The organism is Apibacter sp. B3919, from assembly GCF_026537405.1.
Lineage (GTDB): Bacteria > Bacteroidota > Bacteroidia > Flavobacteriales > Weeksellaceae > Apibacter.
Genome location: NZ_JAFNMG010000001.1, coordinates 558,618 through 579,963 on the forward strand (window position 1 = coordinate 558,618; position 21,346 = coordinate 579,963).

Genomic DNA, 21,346 nt, shown 5'->3' on the forward strand with positions numbered 1-21,346 from the left:
TATATTGTTGTTATTCGAATCACCTTGTTTTTATCCTTTATTTACTCTTGCATCAATGGCCCCTAAAATTGTTGCTGTACCTGAACTTTGTATCCAAAGATCCCCTCCTACTATTTTATAGGTGGAAGTAGCTGTTGTTTCGGTTAATTCTCCGTTAACCGTAATTTTTTTATTTTCGAATACCCTTTGTGTATAAGAATGAGAAATATGTTTGTGCTCATTCCCTACTTCCAAATGATTGTCATTTCCTACTTGTACATGAAAATTATTCCCTATGGTAACCGTAAAATCATTTCCTACGGTAAAATTCATATTATTAGGGGCATTTACGGAAATATTTCCTTTTCCGTCCATAAACCAGCTGTTTTTTCCGGGATCGGTTATTAAAATGCTACCCTCTGCATCATTAAACAGTATTTGGGTTCCGCTTCTTGTTTGTATGACTTTAATGTCATTTTCGGCTGTGTAATAGGTCGCAATTTCTCCTCCGTTGTATGCTGTTCCTACTACGATAGGCGCTTCGGCATTGCCGCCTTGAAAGGCTATCAATACGGTTTCTCCTATTTCGGGATTCATAAAACAACCTTTTCCTGATCCGGCATGGGGTTGGATTACTTGAATCCAAGGGGTTTGCTGATTGTCGGGTTTCTGCCAAACAAATTGTACGCGCACTCTTCCCATTCGCAAGGGATCTTTATTATCTGTAACGATGGCATGTTGCAGGGGGGCTTTCGGATATTCGTATTCATCACAATACGCAGGAACGGTTACCTCTTTGGGTAACCCGATAAAGGTATTGGTATATCCTTCTCCATCTGAAAATTCGTGAGTTATTTCTGTTATTCGGTAGGATTCAATGGGAGTTTTACCCGTTTTGAAAATCTCATGCCCGGGCATCCAAATATTTATTTTCGCAATATCTCCTATCCGTAGTTCAGGGTTATTAGAGGTAGCTTCTATATAAACCAAATTTTGTTGTTTTAACTTTTGTTTGATAATCGCCTCTTCTATTTCAACCTGTCCTTTGTGTAAAAGACTATGATGGAAATGTGCGGTAGGTGCTTTGGTAAACAAATTTTGACTGGAATTAAAGGCTGATTGTTGAAAGGGATTTGTGGACTTTTGGAGGTTTTCTCTTTCAGAGTTTACCGTGTAATCTTTTCCTTGTATGGGATCGTAAACGGCATAAGAGAATTTTTGAGGTTTGGTTTCAAGTTTAAGTTCATAGTCATATATATCTTCGCCCTCGGTCAATTCAACTATGCGGCTGCCCCACGAGGAAAATTGAAATTTTTCTCCGTTATAATAAAAGTATTCTCCATATCTTACGGCGAGATTTTTTATAAATTGAAAATCATTTTGATTGTATTGAACGGTATAGGGCAATTTGTTTTTAAGGTTGGGATTGCAATCAAACGAAACTATATCTTTTGGATAGTCTTGGGAAACTTCTCGTATAATCTCTTCTAAGGTTTGATTTTCAAAACTTCGGCAATGAATTCCATTTTCCATTAGAAAAGCCGGAGTTTTTCCTCGAATGATAATCTTCTTTATCCCGTCTTTTTTATTGGAGGATATGCTTGATATAAGTCCTGTCCATACGGAGACAATTTTTCCAAATTGTATGAAACTAAAAGTTATGCGACTTCCCAGATATTTTTTTGAATTCTGAAGCAAATAGGCATTGGATTCATCGAATTCTCCGGGATCAGCGGTTAGAGTAAATTCATGATCTGCATTGATTTTCTGAATTAGCTTCAAATGTATACAGGTATTTGAAAAAAACGGATTTCCGTTTATTTGTACTTCTATATGAACAAGATGTGAATTTCCATAGAGTTGTTGTTTACTTCCTCCATAGGCAGCTATAACTCCTTTTTGTTGTTTAGCTTCTTCTATTTCTTTTTGAGTTAATAGTTTGAAGGATTCTCCTTCATCCGGCATAATTGGATTCATGACAGGAATGTTTTAGTTAGTTTGTTTATAGATATATAAATATATATACAGGATAAATATAAAGATATTTTTAAACCAAATAAAATATTTTTTATTTTATTTTTTATTAAAATACCATTCATAAATAATTTAAATAGTTTCCAATTACGAACGGTTTATTGTAAAAGATATGCTTAAAAAGTATTTATTTTATATTCATTATAAACGTTAAACATTAATTTATTCCTTGTTTACTCTTTTTCGTTAAATATAGTTCATGATATCATCATTACGGATTAAAATTCAATATTGGATATATGATTAATTCGTTTACATTACGTAATCTTCTATAGTACCGGTTTTTCATTTATTAATGAGGGATGGATCGGCGTCTAAATAAATCGTTTAAGTCAACTCCTTATTAGATTTATTGTAAGGTCTAAATTTGAATCTTTCTTTATAAGAAAAAAGTTTCAAGTAAATTTGTAGAAATAGTTTACCAATAGACAACTATAATTTTTAAGCCTGATTACAATTTTTCTCTAATTTGTTACTTTTTCTTTTTTGTTGACGTGTAGATCAAATGTTTAATTAAAAGTTATTTAAAATTTTCAATTTTATTTTTTATTTCACTTAAAAAATTGGATGCTAAAGTACTATTAAGTACATGTTCTTCAAATGTCATGGTTAAATACATAATAACTTTATAAAACTTTTCATTATTTTTTACAATCGGAATATTTTTTAACTCATCTAAACTTATACTCATTGTTGAACTTATGACAGGAACTTCTGTAATTAGATCATTATCCTTTAGCGAAGTAATCATAAAGCTTCCCTGAATGCGGTGTCTTTTAGCTAAATTTTTATAAATTAAAAATGAAATCAAACGTCTCAAATATTGGGGTTGAGCTTCTATTAATCTGGTTTCTTTAAAAAAGATGGAAGTATTATAGTCAGAAAATTTGCATTTATCTATAATTTCTTGTATTTCTTCAGGTTTTTTTTCATCCGAATCTTTAATTACACAAGATATATTTTTCTTTTGCCCATTGATTTCTTTGTCTAACATAAATTTTGCATTTATGGTTTCGTATTGTACCACTTTCGGAAAAAATTTGGAGCGTTTGACAGCTATATTTAGTTCCGGAAAATTTTTTAATACATCTGATACAATATATATCATATAAGCAGTATAAGAAATTTTTTTTCTTGTATTGTTATTTCTATACTCAACGAGATTAGTAGCATCTACGGGTACTGAGAGATGGATGGCATTTATTTTTTTGGTGTATTGTAAAAAACTATATACTCCCTTTATTTGTCTTAAAATAGGCTTTATTGGATTCATTTTTTATTATTTAAATATTAGAATCTATTAGCGATATGCTCTTTACATTCTTTATTAATAAAAAATATTTATTTGAAAATATCATTACATATTTTTCAACATACGCACCTATTTCTAATGGAAATAAGGAATTCCATTTTTTTATTATTTGTAGTACTGATTCAAATATGACCATTTTGTATAGCAATACTTGCAAAAATTCATCTGTTTTTTGTGTCTTATTCATAAGTATTATTTTTTTAGTTTAAATTTAGTTTTATTGAATTTCGAGTGGTTAGCAGATTCACTTATTTATTTTATCTCATATCATTGTGTTAATTTTTTTCATTTTAAGCTATATATGAATTAACTAATGAAACTGTTTTTGCTATAAAAACAAATCTAATCCTGGTAATAGCCGGAAAATTTTTCCGTAATTATTTTCTTTAAATAAATTAGTTTCATTTACTACTGCGTTCCCTATATTTAGGATTATCTATTTTTAAAAGAATAGCACCTATTTAATTTCTATTTTTTTATAATTCTGATTGAAATGACCTATATTCTATCTGATATGTGCAAATCAATATTATAATCGTTTTACTTAATTTTTCATATTTCAAGCAGGATATACTAATTCATGACTGATCATATACCCTTTCTATTATCCTGATGTATGCTTTTTATTTATAAGTAACAATTGTTAACGCTTTAGATTAAATTTTTAGTTAAACTATTCAAATTAATTTTCCGGCTTACATGCCTTCCTTTTAGAGTTAAAAACTTACTTTTTGATGTTAATTTCATAAAATTATATTTTATGTTAGCATAAATCAAATATATGAAAATAAATATATAATATTTTATTTATTTTTCATTTTTTAATACACATAAATCAATTAACCATATTTAAATATAAAAATTGGATTATTTACACGTATTCACTCGAATTCATAATATAAAAATTTATTTTTTAGTTTAATAAAATTATTTTTTTTTATAATTAAATAATAAAAAATATTTACTGAATATGAGTATAATATTTCGTACCGATTCAATCAAAAAACACAATAACAATAATATATAAATAAACATAAAAATGACAATTATCAGGAGTTTAACTTATATATTTTTATTAATTTTAAAAAATTATTTTAAAATTTATATGTATTATTGTGTATAAATAATTTAATTTTAAAATGATATATATGAATGATTATGACTTTAAAAAAGAATGTTCATAAATTAATCACTATGGATTAAGTCTGTATTTAATCAGTAAACTTATTTTATCTAACCTGATAAAATTGGATCACCTTATTTATAGATTTTTTTCTAATAAAAACCAATTTCTATAATTAAGCTTACATTATATACTGCCTAGTAAGGAGTAATTATTTATACCAACGGGATACGTTTAAAATAATTACGATAAATATTATTGAATAAATATAATTTAATATATAAAAATGAAAATGAAAAATAAAATTATCTTAGCTTTTTTATGTTTATTACTTAATAGTATTAATTTATCTGCCCAATCGTTATCAAATTCTAAAAAAAGTTTCTACAAAACAGGATTCCGTGAAATAAATATAAATGATTATTTAAGACCGCTTCAAATTGCTTTGGTATATCCAACCTCGGCAAAACATCCCATTGCAAGAATTGGAGATAATGAATATATCATCGGTGAAAATGTAATTTATGATGCGAAAATATCCGATAAAAGCTTTCCTTTGGTTATTTTTTCTCATGGACTGAATGGGTCTTGGGATAATCATATTTGGTTAGCTGCAGCTTTAAGTAAACGGGGATTTATTGTAGCAATGCCTAATCATCCAGGAACTACTTTGCAAGATATGGATCCGCAACTTGCTCGAGATATGTTAGCCCGTCCGGAAGATATTCGTCGTACAATCAGTTATTTATTGGAAACTAAACAATTTTCAGATCATATAGATGCTAATAATATCTCTATTATCGGGCATTCTTATGGAGGATGGACTGCAGTGGAAGCTATTGGCGGTAAATCTTCTGCTAAAGTTTTCAAAAAAGAATGTCGTAAATATCCCATCATGTTAGCTTGTGACGTTTTCAATGAGCAAATGAAAGGTTTGGATGAAAGATCAGATTTTCTGAAATTAGATAAAGACATGAAAGATCCCCGTATCAAAAGAGCAGTAATCTTAGATATAGGATTTGGCCGCATGTTTATTCCGTCCAGCTTATCGGAAATAAAAATTCCGGTTTTAGTGTATTCCGCCGGACCATTTGTAGAAAGAATACCGGCAGAATTAGAAACCGGTTATTTAACTAAATATCTACCGGAAAAAACTTCCAAACACATAGTTTTGAATAATGCTACCCATTATAGCTTTATGGCTATCTGCAGAAAAAATGCAATAGAACTATTTAAAAAAGACAGACCGGATCAAGTTCCTACTTGTGAATTTGACACGAATGAGCGTGCAAATATTCATACTCAATTGATTAAGCAAATAAGCAGTTTCTTAGTAAATAACTAGAAGTTTTAAAAAAATTTCATAAATGGCAAGGCTATTAAATAGTTTTAATAGCCTTGCCATTTTTTATATATACCATTTCAATAAAATTAGTAAAAAATTACCGATATTTATATATAAATTACTTAATCTTTAAAAAACATGACTTAACTTCTATTGCTGTTATGATATCCTCAAAACCCTTTTCCTTATTTCGTTTTTAATCTCTACTAAAAAAGTGTAAAATTTTATCCCTGAATTTTAAAATAATAATCTTATTTTTGCAGGCAATACAAAGACAACAACACAACACTAAAAAGTTTTATTATGTTTGAAAAGATTCTTATTGCAGAGAATTTCTCTAACGATAATTTTGCTGTTAAAAAGATAGTTGAAGAACTAAATATTCCTCATATTGACCAAGCAAATTATTGTGATGATGCCATTTCTAAAATTCGAAAGTCTTTTTCTAATAATTTACCTTATGGGCTATTAATTACAGACTTAACATTTGACCCTAATCAAGAACATGTCATTACATGCGGGGAAGAACTTATTAAAGTAGCTAAAGAGGAATTTCCCGATCTTAAAATTATTGTTTTTTCCATTGAAGACAGACAGCCTATTATTAATTCTTTTTTTGAAAAATATAATATAGATGCTTTTATAACGAAAGGCGCAGAAAGTGCAAAAGAATTAAAGAAAGCTATAGAAGATGTATATGAAAATAAAATATACCTGTATTCCAACAAATCTCAAAAAGGCGGATTATTTGAGTTCACAAACAACGACCTGGAATTAGTGCGCCTATTATCGGTTGGTATGAATGTGCCTGAAATTTCAGTCAAATTCAAAACAGAAAAGGTATATCCCAACAGTGAAAGTTATTTAAATAAAAGATTGGTATCGATTCGACAACATGCCGGAGCTGCAACTACTTTACATTTACTTACTTTATTTTCAGATTGGAACTTAATATAAATCGTACGGTAAAATTTATTAAAAAATATTTTATAACCTAATTGATTTATTTTCAATTACATATGAAAGTTTAATGCATATATTCATGAAATCCATCAATTAAACAGTAAATATCCGATCCCTATATCCTTTCGGTATATAAATGATTGTTGAAACAGTTAGCACCTCATAAATATGCCTTTATTTTATTAAGGATATATCATTGATATTATCTAAATATCAATCAAATTGCTATTTTATCGCTTCTTTTTCAACATAATTCATAATAAATTTGCATTTATGAAGCGAAAAGATAATTTATCTTTATGGTTTGCAGGAGACATCAAAGCCGGATTTCCTTCGGCAGCAGATGATTTTCATTTGGAACGAATTAATTTGAACGACGAATTAATAAGAGATCCCGAAACCACTTTCTTGGCACGAGTAAATGGGGATTCTATGAAAGATATGAGGATTTATAACGGAGATCTTATTATCGTGGATAAAGCATTGGAACCTAAAAACGGCAATATTGCCGTATGTTATATAGACGGGGAATTTACATTAAAAAGACTAAAGGTAGTAAAGGAAAAAGGAATAGTAAAAGAAATTATTCTCCTGCCTGAAAACAAGGAATACGAACCGATCCGGGTTACTCCTGATCAAGATTTTATTATTTGGGGAATACTTACCCATACCATTATAAAATTTTCATAGCATGTATGCTTTATTAGATTGTAATAACTTTTATGCTTCTTGCGAAAGAGTGAGTAATCCCTCTTTAACAGGTAAACCTGTTTGTGTGCTTTCAAATAACGACGGCTGCGTAATTGCCCGCTCCAATGAGGCAAAGGCCCTCGGCATCCCTATGGGAGCTCCTGCATTTAAATATGAAAAAGTATTTGAAGAAAATCAAATATTCCTCTATTCCGCCAATTTTCCCCTTTATGGTGATTTAAGTAACCGTGTAATGAATATCATCGGGCGTTATTGCAAAGAAGTTGAAATATATTCTATCGATGAAGCATTTATGAACTTTAACGGCTATATGCAATTGAATTTGCGGGAACATTGTTTAGATTTAAGAAAATATATACTTAAGGGTGTAGGCATTCCTACCAGCATAGGAATTGCTCCTACTAAAACACTTGCCAAAGTAGCTAACAGGATAGCCAAAAAATACCCCGAGAAAACCCATAATGTATATGTTATTGATTCTCCCGAAAAAATTGAAAAAGCACTCAAATGGTTACATATTGGAGATATATGGGGAATTGGAAGAAGATTAAACAAACGATTTCAAGCAAAAGGTATTCGTAAAGCTTATGAATTGGTTAATCTTCCGGAAACATTTATACGTCAAGAAATGGGAATAGTAGGAATCCGCATGATTAATGAATTAAAGGGAATTCCTCAGCTGGATATAGACTTGCCGGCTCGTAAAAAGTCCATTGCCACTACCCGCACCTTCGATTACATGACCGACAAACTAGAAGATTTAAAAGAAAGAGTAGCTACCTTTGCCGTGAAATGTTCAGAAAAATTACGCGCACAACAAAGTTGTTGTAATTATGTGACTGTATTCCTGCATACAAATTTTTATAGGGGCGATTTAATTCAACATCACCCTGCTGTTACTTTAACGCTGTCTAATCCCCACAATTCAGCTATTGAGTTAAGTAAATGTGCTCAAAAAGCATTGGAAACCATATATAAAAAGGGGTATCAATACAAAAAAGCAGGAGTTATTGTTTCAGGTCTTATCCCTGAATCGGAAAGACAAATTTCTTTGTTTGACGAGGATTATTACCTGAAGCACCAACCTATTATGAAGATTATGGATAAGTTGAACCATAAATACCATGAAGATAAACTGAAATTGGGTTGTCAAGATATTAAAAGGACTTGGAAGATGAAGCAGACCCGACTTTCTAAACGTTTCTCTACCGATATGAGGGAACTTATACAAGTTAAGGTATAAGGAAGATCCGGCTAAATATCATCCGATGATAATTTTATAAAAAACAGAGTGAATATGCGTGAGGATTTAAAAAAGATGGTTTCCGATTTACCCACCGTTCCGGGAGTATATTATATTTATACCCATGAAGAACGATTGATTTATATCGGAAAAAGCAATAATATCAAAAAAAGATTAAGCCAACATTTTACCTGTACCGACCGTAAATCGGTAAAAATACAAAACTTTGCTTCCAAAGTCAGGTATGAACCTACAGGAAGCGAATTAATTGCCCTGCTTATGGAATCTGAGGAAATAAAACACCACAAACCTATTTATAATAGAGCGCAAAGGCACAGCATTTTTTATTATGGCTTATATCCCGAAATAACTCAAGAAGGGTATATATCCTTACAATTGAAAAAGATAGATAACCGATCACAGGAAATTAATTCTTATTTGAGCTTAAAGCAAGGAAAAGAAGATTTATTCCGCATTACGGAAACTTATAAACTTTGCCAAAAAATAAACGGATTGTATAAATCCAAGGCTCAATGTTTCCAATATACGCTACACGAGTGTTTAGGCGCCTGCGTTAATGAAGAACCCGTAGATGATTATAACAAGCGTGTGCATCAATATTTAGAAAAAAATTCTTTTCCACAAGAAACCGTATTATTAAAACTTCCGGGAAGAACAAAGGATGAAAAGGGATTAGTTTTAATTGAAAACGGAATTTATAAAGGATTCGGATTCTGCCCGAAAAGATCTCGAAAAGATCCGTTAACGTTTATTATGCCTAAATCGGATAACAAAGATGCAAGAAGAATTTTAAGAAGTTATTTGAAAAAACAATAAAACAGGTTTACTACAAACCTAATAATTTTGTTTTCAATCAATTATTATTTCCATACCGGTAATGTACTGTATTTTTTACCCCCGTTAAATACAGACAATTGTTTACGTTTAATAGAACGTTTTTAGCGTTATATTATTTTGCCTAATAATCCTAATAATCATTTATTTTAAAAAAATTTTCAAGATATCTTTTATAAATTTTTACATGAAAAATTAATAATAAAATAAAAATCATACTAGATAAAAAAGTAAACCATAAAGGCGAAAAAACTATCAACCAAGACCATTCTATAATATTTAAAAGTTTTAAAATAATAAAAGTAATTGTTAAAAATCCCGGCAAAGAAGAAAGAAAAATTAATAGTTTCATTTATCTAGAAGTTAGTTTTAATTTTTCAATTATATTGTGAAAAATTTATTTAGTGCACACAAAGATACAAATTTCTAAAAAAATATACGAATTTTAATAAAAATACATGTATTTTATACAAGAAAGATAAAATAAAATATAGTATAATTCTAAGAATTCTTGATTAGTCGAATTTGATCGTATTCCATATATAAAACACACTGAGCCATTTTGTTAACTTCGTCTTGATCGTGAGAAACTACTAAGGTAGTAGAACCAAAAACAGCATGTGTCTTTAAAATTTCGTTTTGAAGTTTTATCCTCATTGTCGAATCTATAGAAGACAAAGGTTCATCCAGAAGTAATAGATCCGCTTTTTTAGCCAAAGTTCTAGCAAGAGCAGTTCTTTGTTTTTGTCCTCCTGAAAGTTTATCTGGTTTCTGATTTCGTAAAGCATCTAATCCATAAGACTTAATTAGAGTATCTACCCATGCTTTATCTTTTACTTTATTTTGTGCAAAAGATATATTTTCTTCTACCGTCATATTGGGAAATAAAGCATAATCTTGAAACATGAAACCTATGTTTCTTTTTTGCGGACTTAAATTTATGTTATTTAAAGAATCGTAGAAAATGCGATCTCCTACTTGAATTATTCCCCGATCGGGTTTTGTTAAACCGGCAATCATTCTAAGAAGTGTAGTTTTTCCTATTCCCGAAGGCCCGGAAATACATATTAATTGGTTTTCGGGAAGTTCAGTTTGGACAGATAGAATACGACTTCCTTCCGAGGTTAAAATTCTATATTCAATATCGATATATATCATTAAGAAAATTATATAGTTTTAATTTTAAAACCTTTATTAATGCTATAAATGAGAGTAAGCAATATAAATGAAATTAAAAATAAAATAAATGAATATTGATTTGCGGTCTTATAATCTAATGCTTGTACCTGATCGTATATGGCAATGGAAGCTATACGAGTTTCTCCGGGGATATTTCCTCCAACCATTAGCACAATTCCAAATTCTCCTATACAATGCGCAAAAGTTAATGCTACACCGGTGATAAGAGAAGGCTTTATATTAGGTAATAAAACTTTGAAAAATGTAGTTGTTTTGGATTTTCCTAAAGTATAGGCAGCTTCTCTGTAACTTACAGGAAGAGACGAAAATCCATTTTGAAGAGATTGTATCATAAAGGGCAAACCTGCTATAATACTTGCTATAATTATGCCTTCAAAAGTAAAAGCTAATCTGGTATTAAAGTGTTTCTCTAAAAAAGCGCCCGGTATGTTTTGAGGACTAAAGGCCACCAATAAATAATAACCCAGTACCGTGGGAGGAAGAACTAAAGGCATACAGATCAAAGCTTCTACCAGGGGTTTTATTTTGAAATGCGTATATGCCAACAGGTAGGCAACCGGCAACCCTATAAACAATAAGAAAAGGGTTGATAGAGTTGCCAACTTACCTGTAAGCCAAAGAGTGTTTATAAAATCTTCGCTCAATTAATTAATCTTTTTTTGCTAAACCGTATCCGTATTTTTTCCAAATATTGTCACATTTGGAACTGATGATATAATCCAAGAAACGAGAAGCTTCACCGTTTTTTTCCCACCCGTTTATAAGTACGGCAGCTTGTGCTATCGGTGGACATATATCTTCCGGTAATACATAATAGTGCCCCTTATTTTTCATTTCGGGTGCTAAGGCCAGCGATAAAGCAATAAACCCTATTTCTGCATTTCCTGAAAATGCATATTGAGCCGTCTGATTAATATTTTCTCCCCATACAATACGTTTACTTATTTTATCGTATAAATCCTCCTTTTTAAGTGCATTAACAGAATTTAAACCATAGGGAGCATTGTCCGGATTAGCAATGGCTATTTTTTTAACTTCCGGTAACAAAACGGCTGACAATCCTTGCGATAAATTCAATGTAGAACTCCACATGGCTACTCTTCCGTAACAATAGTTAACTGCCGATGCAGAAGTTAGCCCTCGATCTTCTAATTTGCCGGGAAATTTAGTATCTGCAGACATAAAAAGATCAAAAGGGGCTCCATTAATAATTTGTTGGGTTAGAGTTCCTGAAGATCCATAAGTAATTTGGAGATCTGCACCCGGGTAATCTTTAAGATATTGTTCTTTAATTTCTTCCAGTACATATCTTAAATTAGCAGCAGCGGCAATAGTAGCTTTACGTTCTTTTGTACAAGATATTAAGCCGAATAAAAATAGTAATATCGGCAAAAAAACTAGCTTACGTTTCATGATTATATAAAATTTTTAGTGTTGTGCTCCTTCAATTATTTTGAAAATATGCAGTATCGAAGGAAAAACTGCATCCATAGATTCTTCTGCTCCTTTGGTAGAACCCGGCATAGTAATTACTAAGGTATTTCCGATTAATCCGGCTATGCTTCTGGATAACATGGCTAAAGGCGTTCTGTTTTGCCCATAGCTTCTTATCGCTTCTGCCACTCCCGGAATTTCTCTTTCCAGTAAAGGTTGAACCGCTTCAGGCGTAACATCCCTCTTGGACAATCCGGTACCGCCGGTTACCAAAATTAAATTTACTCCTTTCCGGTGATATTCTCTAATTTTGGTTTGTATATCCTCTTTTTCGTCCGGAATAATTTCATAATCGGAAACATCTACTCCTATGGTTTGAAGTTTTTCCATAATTACTTTACCAGCACGGTCTTTTTTATCACCCTTAGAAATGCTGTCAGAACAAACCAATATGGATGCAGTTAATGGTAAATCAAACGAATTACTTTTATCTGATTTTCCTCCTCTTTTTTCCAATAATTTAATTTGTTGGATTTCGACATTCTTATCAATGGGTTTAAGCATATCATACATCGTTAGGGCAACTACCGATGCCGCATGCATAGCTTCCACTTCAACTCCTGTCTTATAAATGGTATGTATTTCAGCATAAATATAAATCTCTAACTCTTTCATTTCATAGGTTATGGAAGTATATTCTATGGGCAGCGGATGACAATCAGGAATCATGTCACTTGTTTTCTTTGCCGCAAATAAACCGGCAACTTTTGCCATTTCAAAAATATTTCCTTTGGGAACTTTGTTATCCTTAATAGTTTGAATAGTTTGTTGAGATCCCACCTTAACCACCGCTTGAGCTATGGCTTTTCGTAAAGAATTACTTTTATGCGTTATATTTACCACTTTTTTATTTTTTAAAATTATTTTTCTGCTTTGGTTGAAAAGAATACCGGTTTGAAAGTAATCATGATATAAGCCCATTGTGGAAACTTGGTATCAACCCCCAATTGATCTTTTAGAATTCTTGTTCCTTTGTTTTTCATATAAGTACTCCAACCTGCTTGTAAAGATAATGTTTGAGAAACTGTATAATCTGCCAATAAATCAATTTCTGATCCTATGCCTTTGTTATTTCGGTTATCCATTTTTTCAGCAGTTGAAAAAGTATGGAATCCACCATCAAAACTTAATTTTGAATTAGCTTTTACAGATACTCCACCGTATAAATCAAGTAACCCTTGCTTAGGTAAGGTTGCCCAATACTCCATAGATCCATTAAAAGAATGGTTAGCTCCATAAAGTTTATTAAACGTGTGATCTTTAGATTTTGATAACGTGGATTTGGAACCTGAATAATAATCAACCCCTACGTTAGCTGAAATGAAATCGGAGAATCTATACTTAGTTTTCAAAGCTAATAAAGATGCATCTAATTTACTGTCAGACCGGTCATATCCAAACTGGTAATATCCGGTTGCATAAAATGAAAAAGGAATGCTGCGATCATCTAATCCAAAGTTAGCTCCTACTGTATTTCTAAAGATAGAAGTTTTTACTTCTTCAGGAACTTCTCCTTTTTGGAAACCTTCATTTACCCATATGGCAGAAGCTGTAAATTTTCCAATTGGTTTATATAACCAAGTATAGAATAATGATTTATAACTTTTGTCATACACAGATTCATAAAGGACATCTGCTGCATTGTTCCAACCTCCTCCGACATGTGCTTTAAATTTAGAGGTTTCGTATTTTAATTTTAAAAGGTCATGTGCATTAGGGGTATTGCTCCAATTACCGGATGAAAAAAGACGCTTGTCGTCATATTCCAATATTTGACGTCCTAAAACTCCTGAAAATTCAGGGGTAAAGAAATATTCTGCCCAAGCTTCGTATACTCCTAAATTATTTCCGGTTTTATTTATTCCATTTGATCCATACGTTTCCGTATCTTGTAAAGTAATTTTAACTTTATAATCTTTTTCAGAATAAGTAGCACCCAATCGTACCCTTAAGTTATTCACATAAGCAGCATCTAAAGAATCTGCCAAAGGCTTACGAAAACCACTTCTTAATTCTCCTCTGGTTCTCAGTTCTCCGTCAATTTTAATTTTCTGTGCAGTTAAGAGACTTAAACTCCCTAAACTAAAAAACAACAAATACCAAATTTTTTTGTGTTTCATAAATTTAATTTTAGTTAATAATTAATTTTCTCTATTTAAACAATCGTTTTTCCCAATTTTCAATGGTTCCATTTTCTAAACGATTGCTAAATATTTTTTTCCAACTTAGTGCTAATGATTTTATCTTTAATAATTTGTTTAAAATTTCCTTATCTAAACAATTTTCTTTTTTATATAAAATAGTTAATAAATAGGTTAAACTATACTCGGGGTATGGCCGATCTATTAGCTCAATAGTATCTCCTTCTTTTAAACTTCCTTCTTCCAATACACGATAATACCATCCTGTTTTTAAACTTTCTTGTACTCTAAGCGACATATCACTGCATTGAAAATGATAGTTTAATTTCCAACACGGTTGTCTGGCTTGACTTACTTCTAACACGCAGCTGCCTATTTTATAAATATCTCCGATCATAACCGTCTCTTCCGTCATTCCTAATGAGGAAATATTTTCGCCGAATGCTCCTGATTTCTCTAATAAAGGAAGTTCAGGCAAAGACGTTTTCCAATATTCATAATTTTCAAAGGCATATTGATGTACTGCTTTTTCTTCTCCTCCATGGTTGATCTTATCACTCTGTTCATCATTAATTAATCCCAATTTGGATACCTTTTGCGAATCGGTAACTTTTTTTTTGTTAATGGCGCTTTGATATTCTGTGTTAGCTAAGCGTTGTATTTTACCCGCATGTAAAGAGCTAATTAAAGGTTTTTTCATGGTTTTATTGTTTGTTTTCTTTCCATTGGTAGCTGTTATCGCTAAATATTTCTTTACCCCAAATGGGAAGTTCTTTTTTTATTCTCTCAACTAATTCGTCACAAGCCAGCATAGCAGGTTTTCTATGTTTAGATGATGTAAAAACAAAAAGACAAATTCCGCCTTTTTTTACCAAACCGAGGCTATGATATACATGCATGCACAACAAATCGTATTTAGAAAATATTTCTTCCCGTAGTTGTGAAAGTTTTTCAACGGCCATTTCTTGATAGGCGGTAAATTCTATTCCTTCAACTTCCTTTCCTTCAACTATATCTGCTCTAACTTGTCCTAAAAAAATACTATGTCCTCCAATATCTTTTTTATGAGTATGGCTTTGAATACTTTCAGAAATAAATTCTGCGGGTATAGCTCCCTCTAAAAATGGATATATTTTTTTCATATAATTTTCTATTTAAAAAATCGTGTCAATTCCGTTTCGAATATGCCATACAGCTTTATTGGGAAACAATTCTTTGGCTATCTCGACAGCTCGGCTGCTGCGTATTCCCGTTTTACAAACAAATACAATTGTGTCAAATTTTTCAAGAATAGGTATATTTTCTTCAATCACAGACAACGGAATTTGTATATAGTCGAAACCAGAAATTTTGGGTAGTTCATTTTCGTTTCTTACATCAACCAGTATCGATTTTTCGTTGGAAAGTACTTCTTCCAACCGGGAAAGATTTTCAATTTCATTTTCGGATGAAAAAATTCCACAACTACATTCATAATCGATTGCTTTAAATTCATCTTCATTTTTTGGAGTTGAATTTTTTTCCGACTCGGCAAAATTAATAATTCGAGTACTATAATACAAGATGTTAAATATCATTAATTTATGTACTAAAGGTTCTCCGATACCTGTAATTAATTTTATAACTTCTTGGGCTTGTATAGTGCCAATTATACCCGTCAGAGTACCCAAAACTCCTGTCTCATTGCAGGTTGGAACTTCTGAAGGCTTGGGTGGATAAGGAAACAAATCTCTGTAATTGGTTTTCATTTTATCTTTTTCCACATTGAATACAGAAACTTGACCTTCATATTGGTAAATGGCTCCATATACTAAGGGAATATTTTTTAAAGTACAAATATCATTAAGAAGGTACCGTACCTGAAAATTATCTGTACAATCTACAACGATTTCATAGGAATCTATAAGTTTACATACGTTTTTTGAAGTAACCTTTTCCGTGAAAGAGATAATTTTAATAGTTGAGTTCATTTCTTCCAACCTTTCTTTTGCTGCTTCCGATTTAAACTTTCCTATATCGCCTTCTTTGAATAAAATTTGTCTATGTAAATTTGTTAATTCAACAGTATCATAATCAACAATTCCCAATAGTCCAACTCCGGCTGAAGCTAAATATTGAAGCACGGGGCAACCCAATCCTCCTGCTCCCACCACCAATACACGAGACTTACAAAGTTTATTCTGGGCTTCCATACCAAATCCGGACAAAATTATTTGTCTGTTATATCTTTTAAAATCCATCGATTGATTAAATTAAATTTTTATCCTCCGGAATATGGCGGAAGTAAAGCTATTTCTGCACCTTCCGGAATCGGGTCTGTTTCTTTTGTATTTTGGTTATTAACAATAATCAAATAATTTAATGATTTTAATTCAGGAAAATAAGTTTCCAATATTTCTTTAAGTTCTGAAACAGTATTAACTTTATCATTAAGTTGATATTTTTCATTCTGAAAAATATCGGTTAATTTCCCGAAAATTTTAATATTCATATTGTTTTAAAATTTTTTTCGATTTTCTTAAATTCTTCTTGAGTATTTATATTTGAAAAGATATCTTTTTCAATTATCTCAGTTAGGTCGATTACTTTAGATTCGGATTCTATAATAAATTCCGTCAATTTTAATTGGTTATCGGCTAGTTTATCTTCTATAAATTGTAGTGCATCATAGGTATATATTCCAAACAAAGGTTGAATTCTTCCGTTATAACTTGCTATGGTGGCTAAATTAGTACTGAGGTTATTAACTAGATAATTAATTGCTTCGAAGGTAATAAAAGGCATATCACAACTTACAACAAATACATCTTTCTTTGAGTGATCTAATGCTGCATGGATTCCTCCCAATGGACCTTTATTTTTAATCTTGTCAGAAACCAATTCTAAACCGAATTGTTTATAATCTTCTTTATCCGTATTAATTTTAACCGATGGAAAACATTGGGATAAAACTTCAATGCTGAATTGTATTATAGGAATTCCGTTTAGTTTTTTCAAACCTTTATCTTCTCCCATGCGAGTACTTTTTCCTCCTGCAAGGATATAAGCTTCCATTGTTATAAAGTTTTGGTTTTAAACAAATTAAACTGTCCGTTTATTTTTTTATATTCTTCCACAATTTTTTTCCCTTCTTTAGTCAAGAAAGCACCTCCTCCATTTTTACCTCCCAGATTTTTAAAAACCAGCGGTGTATTGGAATATTCGTTCATTTCTCTTACCATTCCCCAAGCTTTTCTATAAGGTATGCCGATTTCTCTGGCCGCTGCGGCTATAGATCCGGTTTCCTCAATACTGTTCAATAGTTCGGCCCGTCCCCTGCCTATTTTTAAGCCGTGGGTGGTTTCTAACCAAATAAATCCTTCTATTTTTAAATTCTCCATACTCTAACTTTTTCCCCTTGACGGATCATTCTTTCCTCTCCCGATATTTCTACTATACAATTCGCGCTACTGAATGAGTTCATTTTATAGGATTCTTGAGAGGATGTTATACTTACCTCTCCATTTTCTAAATGCCCTTTTAAAAAATTAGTGAGTTTATTTTTTTTGTTAAAGTCGTTTATCAACTTAGCATCTTCATAAGAATTGAAAATATGTTTTTCCCCTTTCAATCCTTTTATAAAGGGACGAACGTATTGATAAAAACACGTTAAAACGGATGCAGGATTACCGGGTAAGGCAAATACATAATGTTGTTCTTTTTTACCAAAATACAAAGGTTTACCCGGTTTTTGCTGAATTTTATAAAAAAGTTGATGTATCTCTGCTCTTTCTAAGCTTTCTTTTACATAATCATAATCTCCTACAGAAATACCTCCTGTAAGCAATAATACATCAACTTCCGGTATTCTTGTTTGGATTTCATGAAATGTTTTTTCTTTATCATCAGAAACTTTTACTATAAATTCAACTGAAATATCCATTTCTTTTAAAGCAGATTGCAGCGTAATTGAGTTACTCTCATATATTTGTCCTTTTTTTAAAGGTGTTCCTGCCGTAACTAATTCATTCCCTGTAACAATAATACCAATTTTTGGTGAAGAAAAAACGTGTACCTTTTCAATTCCAAAACCTGCTAACATACCTATAACACCCGGTGTAATCAATGTGTTTTCTGCTGCCACTAATTCACCCTTTTTTGTTTGAGAACCTAGGGGGCGTATGTTATCTCCTTTTTGAAATTCTCCTTTTTGAACTAGTAATTTATTATTTTCAACGGTTGCTTTTTCTTGCATGACTACTATATCTGCGCCGATCGGAATCATTGCTCCGGTAAATATTCGAGCTGCTTCTCCTCTCTTTAGAGTTGGCAATTCAGTTTGTCCCGCTTGTATGACGTATTTAACCGTTATTTCGTTTTTATCCACCCAATCTTGATAGCAAAAAGCGTATCCGTCCATCGCTGAATTGGTAAAATTCGGTACGTCTATGGGTGCATATATTGGTTTAGCTATATACGAATGCAAAGAATCGCTCAAATTCTTCTCACGAATGGGACATTTAATACGTATTTCATTGGAAATAAGGGTTCTCGCTTCAGATACTGTTATAAATTCATTCATGTTTCAATAGGTTTTTTTTAGCATATCGAAAAGAAAAGTTAACCGCCAATTTTAATCATACTCCTGTTTTTAAGATATTCGGGATTTAATTTTATAAAATTTTCAAATTGACCTCCCATCTTTTTATGTTTGTTTTTTAGAAAAGATTGTATGAGCGGTTCAATATCTTCACCTTTTCGTAAGGTTCCTAAAATATCAAATTCATCTTTTCCAAAAAGACAATTTTTCATCTTTCCGTCAGCAGTAATTCTCATTCTATTACATCCTTGACAAAAAGGTTGACTCATGGTTGTTATAAAGGCAAAAGTTCCTTCATAACCTTTAACTTTGAATTTTTTGGTTGTATCGTGGTTGTGATCCTGAATTTTCTCATAAATAAAATGAGAATCTATTTCATCCAACATTTCGTCCATAGTAATAACTTTATTTTTTTCCCATTGATTTCCATTAAAAGGCATAAATTCTATGAAACGAACTTGTATTGGAAAATTTTTGGTTAATGAGATGAAGTCTTTTATTTCGTCATCATTAACATTTTTCATTAGTACTGTGTTGAGTTTAACCTGAAAACCTCGGTTTACGAAAAGTAAAATATTATTCCAAACTTGAGAGAATGCATTACGCTTTGTAAGGAATTTAAATTTTTCTTCTTGTAAACTGTCAATACTGATATTTACTGTATGCAATCCTACCTCTTTTAACAAATCTGCATACTTATGTAAAAGCACCCCGTTGGTTGTTAAATTCAATTCTACCGGTAAAGTAGACAACCTTTTAACTATTTCTTCAAAATCACGTCTTACCAAAGGTTCTCCTCCGGTAAGACGTATTTTATTTATTTGATATTTAGTAAACGTTTTAGCTATGCTGAAAATTTCATCCGGACTCATTAATTTTCCGTAAGGCAAACACTGCATTTTTTCATTGGGCATGCAGTAAATACAACGGAAATTACAACTGTCTGTAAGAGAAATTCTCAAATAATTATGAATTCGATTATAACTATCAACTAGTTTATTCATATTTATTATTCGGATCTTTTTTTAGATTTTTAGGTGGTTCCGGTAAATATCTTAGTAAAAAGACAGCCGAGAAGAAAAGAAAAACCGAACCTCCAAATGTTGCCCATGCAAACGCCTGGTTATCATCTAACGCATTGTTCAATGCTCCATACATCATCCATACCTGCAAGGTTAAAATTAATATTAATATAACAATAATTGCAGACATTAATGTATTAATTTTATTTGAATTTGCTGAATTTTGAACTTCTTTGAAATTATTCATATTCTTAGGCTTTATCTTTATCTGTTACGTATACTTTTCCATCTCTTATTACAACAGACAGTTGCGGTAAGGGTCTTGGCGGCGGACCTTGCAGTACTTCTCCTGTTTCAGGATTAAAAAACCCTTTATGACAAGGACAAACGATTTTATTTTGATCGTGGTCATATAATACCGCACAAGATAAATGAGTGCATTTTTGTTCAAAACATCTCCATTTATCTTCACCTAAATGTATAAGTATATAGGGTACTTTATGGTTTTCATTAATTACAAAGGCTTTCATCTTTCCAATAGGAACTTCTGTTGAATTACAAACAAAATATTCTTCATCCAGCCTTTTTTTAGGAAATAATAAAGATTTAGCAGCTATTGCACCGTTTCCTATAGCCAATCCACCGGATAGTAGGCATAAAAACTTTGCAAATTCTCTTCTTGAAACATGCGTTGCTTCATCCTGCTTTATAGGAAAATCTGTTTTCCAAATGGGTTTCTCTTTATCTTTTTTTGACATTTTCTTCAATATTATTAGTGAACTTTTAACTCGGTACTTCCTTTTGGCATCATAATATTTACTTTGGTAACTACTTCTTGTTTACCAAAAATAAACTTATTCACCGGTGTACTGTTCGGACGTTTTGCTTCTATTTCTTCTAAAGTTCCATAGAATAGTGCTCCACTTGGACAAACCGTAGCGCACATAGGTTTTAGTCCTGCACTGGTACGGTCGTAACACATATTACATTTCATCATTAGTTCTGCTTCTTCCATTTTTTTAGGTACTCCGAATGGACAAGCCATTACGCAGTTAGAACATCCGATACAACGAGAAGTATTCGCTGAATGTACCACACCGAAAGTATCTTTAGTTATGGCATCAGCCGGACAAACATTAGCACAAACGGGGTCATCGCAATGCATACAAACCTGTACAGTGGTTTGTATGGTATGTTTACGATCAACATAATGGATATTGATCATACTGTCCTGTCCGTTAGTTTCACACTCAGCACACGCCATTTCACATGCATGACATCCAATGCACCTTTGCATGTCCACGAAAAAGCCTACATTTTTATTATATTCTGTACTTACCATATT

General features: G+C 31.6%; 25 protein-coding genes. 5 read left to right on the forward strand and 20 right to left on the reverse strand.

Annotated elements, in window-relative coordinates; all coding sequences use genetic code 11:
- Positions 1-30: 30 nt before the first annotated feature.
- The 3 genes from J3U20_RS02540 to J3U20_RS02550 all read right to left on the reverse strand — a co-directional run bounded on the left by J3U20_RS02540 (position 31) and on the right by J3U20_RS02550 (position 3,512).
- On the reverse strand, positions 31-1,956 hold the full coding sequence (locus J3U20_RS02540; protein ID WP_160542273.1) for a type VI secretion system Vgr family protein: 1,926 nt from the start codon (positions 1,954-1,956) through the stop codon (positions 31-33).
- Positions 1,957-2,533: 577 nt separating this feature from the next.
- Entirely contained in the window at positions 2,534-3,286 is a 753-nt protein-coding gene (locus J3U20_RS02545; RefSeq protein ID WP_160542274.1) for a 2-oxo acid dehydrogenase subunit E2, read from the reverse strand.
- Between the two features lie 10 nt (positions 3,287-3,296).
- Positions 3,297-3,512, reverse strand: a complete 216-nt coding sequence (locus tag J3U20_RS02550) for a hypothetical protein (protein WP_160542275.1) — start codon at positions 3,510-3,512, stop codon at positions 3,297-3,299.
- Positions 3,513-4,740: 1,228 nt separating this feature from the next.
- Between J3U20_RS02550 and J3U20_RS02555 the strand changes: the two genes are divergently transcribed.
- The 5 genes from J3U20_RS02555 to J3U20_RS02575 all read left to right on the forward strand — a co-directional run bounded on the left by J3U20_RS02555 (position 4,741) and on the right by J3U20_RS02575 (position 9,547).
- Positions 4,741-5,793: an alpha/beta hydrolase family protein gene (locus J3U20_RS02555; RefSeq protein ID WP_160542276.1), complete on the forward strand. Its 1,053-nt coding sequence runs from the start codon at positions 4,741-4,743 to the stop codon at positions 5,791-5,793.
- 303 nt (positions 5,794-6,096) lie between these two features.
- The gene (locus J3U20_RS02560) at positions 6,097-6,750 is read left to right on the forward strand and encodes a response regulator (protein WP_160542277.1); all 654 of its coding nucleotides are present in this window, start codon (positions 6,097-6,099) and stop codon (positions 6,748-6,750) included.
- 279 nt (positions 6,751-7,029) lie between these two features.
- On the forward strand, positions 7,030-7,446 hold the full coding sequence (locus J3U20_RS02565) for a LexA family protein (RefSeq protein WP_105297408.1): 417 nt from the start codon (positions 7,030-7,032) through the stop codon (positions 7,444-7,446).
- Between the two features lies 1 nt (position 7,447).
- Positions 7,448-8,710, forward strand: a complete 1,263-nt coding sequence (locus J3U20_RS02570) for a Y-family DNA polymerase (RefSeq protein ID WP_160542278.1) — start codon at positions 7,448-7,450, stop codon at positions 8,708-8,710.
- Positions 8,711-8,764: 54 nt separating this feature from the next.
- A complete protein-coding gene (locus tag J3U20_RS02575) occupies positions 8,765-9,547 on the forward strand; it encodes a GIY-YIG nuclease family protein (protein ID WP_160542279.1) in 783 nt (260 codons plus the stop codon).
- Between the two features lie 151 nt (positions 9,548-9,698).
- On the opposite strand, the gene J3U20_RS10085 is transcribed toward J3U20_RS02575, so the two are convergent.
- From J3U20_RS10085 to J3U20_RS02655, 17 genes are all read right to left on the reverse strand, one after another.
- Positions 9,699-9,917, reverse strand: a complete 219-nt coding sequence (locus J3U20_RS10085; RefSeq protein ID WP_160542280.1) for a hypothetical protein — start codon at positions 9,915-9,917, stop codon at positions 9,699-9,701.
- 149 nt (positions 9,918-10,066) lie between these two features.
- Positions 10,067-10,723, reverse strand: coding sequence for an ATP-binding cassette domain-containing protein (locus J3U20_RS02580; RefSeq protein WP_160542281.1), 657 nt, complete (start codon positions 10,721-10,723; stop codon positions 10,067-10,069).
- A gap of 8 nt (positions 10,724-10,731) precedes the next feature.
- Positions 10,732-11,409 carry a molybdate ABC transporter permease subunit gene (gene modB, locus J3U20_RS02585; protein ID WP_160542282.1) on the reverse strand — a complete coding sequence of 226 codons (678 nt, stop codon included), beginning with the start codon at positions 11,407-11,409 and terminating at the stop codon, positions 10,732-10,734.
- A 4-nt stretch (positions 11,410-11,413) separates the two neighbouring features.
- Complete coding sequence (modA, locus tag J3U20_RS02590) at positions 11,414-12,178, reverse strand: molybdate ABC transporter substrate-binding protein (RefSeq protein ID WP_105297402.1); 765 nt, start codon at positions 12,176-12,178, stop codon at positions 11,414-11,416.
- A 15-nt stretch (positions 12,179-12,193) separates the two neighbouring features.
- Complete coding sequence (gene moaCB, locus J3U20_RS02595) at positions 12,194-13,102, reverse strand: bifunctional molybdenum cofactor biosynthesis protein MoaC/MoaB (protein WP_160542283.1); 909 nt, start codon at positions 13,100-13,102, stop codon at positions 12,194-12,196.
- 17 nt (positions 13,103-13,119) lie between these two features.
- On the reverse strand, positions 13,120-14,379 hold the full coding sequence (locus J3U20_RS02600; RefSeq protein ID WP_160542284.1) for an alginate export family protein: 1,260 nt from the start codon (positions 14,377-14,379) through the stop codon (positions 13,120-13,122).
- A gap of 31 nt (positions 14,380-14,410) precedes the next feature.
- Positions 14,411-15,100 carry an MOSC domain-containing protein gene (locus J3U20_RS02605; protein WP_160542285.1) on the reverse strand — a complete coding sequence of 230 codons (690 nt, stop codon included), beginning with the start codon at positions 15,098-15,100 and terminating at the stop codon, positions 14,411-14,413.
- Between the two features lie 4 nt (positions 15,101-15,104).
- Positions 15,105-15,542 carry a molybdenum cofactor biosynthesis protein MoaE gene (locus J3U20_RS02610; RefSeq protein WP_105297399.1) on the reverse strand — a complete coding sequence of 146 codons (438 nt, stop codon included), beginning with the start codon at positions 15,540-15,542 and terminating at the stop codon, positions 15,105-15,107.
- A 12-nt stretch (positions 15,543-15,554) separates the two neighbouring features.
- Positions 15,555-16,640: a HesA/MoeB/ThiF family protein gene (gene moeB / locus J3U20_RS02615; RefSeq protein WP_160542286.1), complete on the reverse strand. Its 1,086-nt coding sequence runs from the start codon at positions 16,638-16,640 to the stop codon at positions 15,555-15,557.
- A gap of 20 nt (positions 16,641-16,660) precedes the next feature.
- Complete coding sequence (locus J3U20_RS02620; RefSeq protein ID WP_160542287.1) at positions 16,661-16,891, reverse strand: MoaD/ThiS family protein; 231 nt, start codon at positions 16,889-16,891, stop codon at positions 16,661-16,663.
- The gene (mobA, locus tag J3U20_RS02625) at positions 16,888-17,454 is read right to left on the reverse strand and encodes a molybdenum cofactor guanylyltransferase (protein WP_160542288.1); all 567 of its coding nucleotides are present in this window, start codon (positions 17,452-17,454) and stop codon (positions 16,888-16,890) included. Before mobA ends, J3U20_RS02620 begins: the two co-directional genes overlap by 4 nt.
- Positions 17,455-17,456: 2 nt before the next feature.
- Complete coding sequence (locus J3U20_RS02630) at positions 17,457-17,780, reverse strand: winged helix-turn-helix domain-containing protein (protein ID WP_160542289.1); 324 nt, start codon at positions 17,778-17,780, stop codon at positions 17,457-17,459.
- A complete protein-coding gene (locus tag J3U20_RS02635; protein WP_160542290.1) occupies positions 17,768-18,961 on the reverse strand; it encodes a molybdopterin molybdotransferase MoeA in 1,194 nt (397 codons plus the stop codon). Before J3U20_RS02635 ends, J3U20_RS02630 begins: the two co-directional genes overlap by 13 nt.
- A gap of 38 nt (positions 18,962-18,999) precedes the next feature.
- On the reverse strand, positions 19,000-19,983 hold the full coding sequence (moaA, locus tag J3U20_RS02640; RefSeq protein ID WP_160542291.1) for a GTP 3',8-cyclase MoaA: 984 nt from the start codon (positions 19,981-19,983) through the stop codon (positions 19,000-19,002).
- Positions 19,976-20,248, reverse strand: coding sequence for a DUF6755 family protein (locus J3U20_RS02645; protein WP_105297392.1), 273 nt, complete (start codon positions 20,246-20,248; stop codon positions 19,976-19,978). Before J3U20_RS02645 ends, moaA begins: the two co-directional genes overlap by 8 nt.
- A 4-nt stretch (positions 20,249-20,252) precedes the next feature.
- Positions 20,253-20,759, reverse strand: a complete 507-nt coding sequence (locus J3U20_RS02650) for a Rieske (2Fe-2S) protein (RefSeq protein WP_105297391.1) — start codon at positions 20,757-20,759, stop codon at positions 20,253-20,255.
- A gap of 14 nt (positions 20,760-20,773) precedes the next feature.
- Positions 20,774-21,343 (reverse strand): 4Fe-4S dicluster domain-containing protein, encoded by a 570-nt coding sequence (locus J3U20_RS02655; RefSeq protein WP_105297390.1) that lies wholly within the window; start codon positions 21,341-21,343, stop codon positions 20,774-20,776.
- Positions 21,344-21,346 lie beyond the last annotated feature (3 nt).